The organism is Mesorhizobium sp. P5_C1, assembly GCF_054049815.1.
Window position 1 is genome coordinate 1 of record NZ_JBFULQ010000718.1, and the last position, 2,313, is coordinate 2,313.

A 2,313-nucleotide genomic window follows, 5' to 3' on the forward strand; every position below is an offset into this window, starting at 1 on the left:
GCCCCGCACTGGCCCAGGACCACAGTTCCCACGTCCCCATTGGCCCTCCCGAGGGCAATTACGGCCAGGGGCACGAGAAGTGGCACAGCATCTACATGGGGATGCATAACACGCTGGGTGGCTCATGCTGCAACGGCGGCGACTGTCGGCCAACGGTTGCCAAGTTCGAGGAGGGAAAGTGGTGGGGCAAACTCAACGGAGTATGGACGCCGATCGAGCCATCCAAAAGGGTGCCTGAACACCCGTACTCATGGAACGAAACGGCCCACATTTGCGCGGCTGGGAACAGCGTCTACTGCTTCATACCCCCTGACAACGGGACCTGAACCTCTCGCCTAGCCGGCTGGGTGCCTCGTTTCGGAGAAGAGGTCGCCCTGCTCGGGTTCCACAGGCGGTGTTTTTGCGCCTCGCAAGCCACCCAGGAATTTGCCGAGCCGCTCAAGATACAAGTAGACCACCGGTGTCGTGTAGAGTGTGAGAATCTGCGACAGCGCCAAGCCACCCACGATCGTGTAGCCGAGCGGCTGGCGGATTTCCGATCCGGCGCCGGTGCCCAGCATCATCGGCACGCCGCCGAGCATCGCCGCCATGGTGGTCATCAGGATCGGCCTGAAACGTATGGTGCAAGCGCGGTAGATTGCCTCCTGTGGGCTGAGACCTTCGGTCCTCTCGACCTCGAGCGCAAAGTCGACAAGCATGATGCCGTTCTTCTTGACGATGCCAATCAGCAGGATAACGCCGATCATGGCGATGACGCTGAAATCCATATGGACCGCCATGAGCAAGAACAAGGCGCCGATAGCGGCTGAAGGCAGCGTCGATAGAATGGTGATCGGATGGATCAGGCTCTCATAGAGCACCCCAAGGATGATGTAGATCACCACCAGCGCCACTCCGATCAGGATTGGTGTGCCTGACAGCGCCGATTGAAAGGCTTGCGCGTTGCCCTGGAGGCTGGTTGCAAGCGAAGCAGGCTTTCCGGCATCGCGTTCGAACTGCTGGATAGCTGCGACCGCATCTCCAAGCGCCGCCCCGGGTTTTAGATTGAAGGAGATCGTGACCGCCGGAAACATGCCTTGATGATTGATCACGATCGGCGCAGCCTTCGTCATGCTGGTCACCAGGGCGCTTAATGGCACCTGCTGCCCTGTCGAAGAATTCAGATAGATATCCTTGAGCGCCTCGGGACCGTACTGGAATTCCGGGCTGACCTCGAGAACAACGTGATACTGATTGAGCTGTGTGAACATTGTGGAGACGATGCGCTGGCCGAAAGCATCGTCGAGCGTGTTGTCGATCGTCGACGGGAGGATTCCGAAACTCGACGCGACTTCGCGATTGACGGTCACATCGAGCAGTGGTCCTGCATTCTCCTGATCGGTGGCCACGTCAACGATTCCCGGCATGGCTCTAAGCTTGTCGAGGAATATCGGTGCCCAATGGTTGAGCTCGTTGGAATCGGCATCGGTCAGAGTATATTGATACTGCGTCTTCGAGACCCGACCGCCGACAGTGATGTCCTGTGCCGCTTGCATGTAAAGCGTTATGCCTTGAATCTTGGCGAGTTGGGATGACAGCCGGCTGATCACCTGATCGGCGCTGACGTCACGTTGGTTGTTTGGCTTCAAGGCAATGTACATTGTCCCGCGATTGAGCGTGCTCCCGCCAGTTGCTCCTATCGAGGCTCCGACCGAAGCTACCGCCGGATCCTTAAGCACAATGTCGGTTACCGCCTGCTGACGCTCGGACATGGCCGGGAACGAAATATCCTGGTCGGCCTCGGTGACGCCGATAATCAAGCCGGTGTCTTGTTGCGGGAAGAAACCCTTCGGGATGATGACGTAGAGATAGCCGGTGACAGCAATCGTTCCGAGCATGACGAGCAGCGTCACGAAAGTGTGCCGCAGGACGATCCTTAGGCCCCGTTCATACAATCCAAGCAGCGCGTCGAAGCCGCTTTCGCAAATATTATAGAGCCGCCCGTGCCTGACGTTGGCCTCATTCTTGAGCAGACGCGCGCACATCATTGGCGTCAGCGTGAGCGAGACCACCAGCGACAGGATCAGTGAAACGCTCACCGTTACCGCGAATTCCTGGAAGAGTTCGCCGACATAGCCTCCCATCAGAAATAGTGGAATGAACACTGCGATGAGCGACAGCGTAATCGAAATGATGGTGAAGCCGATTTCGCTCGAGCCCTTGAGCGCAGCTTCCATCGGAGTGAGGCCATCTTCGATGTGACGGACGATGTTCTCGATCACGACGACTGCATCGTCGACGACGAACCCGACCGCGATCGACAAGGCCATGAGC

At 58.0% G+C, this 2,313-nt stretch carries 1 protein-coding gene; it reads right to left on the reverse strand.

Features of this window, described 5'->3' with window-relative positions; all coding sequences use genetic code 11:
• Positions 1 to 335: 335 nt before the first annotated feature.
• The coding region (locus ACXJ7R_RS30330) for an efflux RND transporter permease subunit (RefSeq protein ID WP_457155035.1) at positions 336 to 2,313 on the reverse strand (1,978 nt) is incomplete at its 5' end.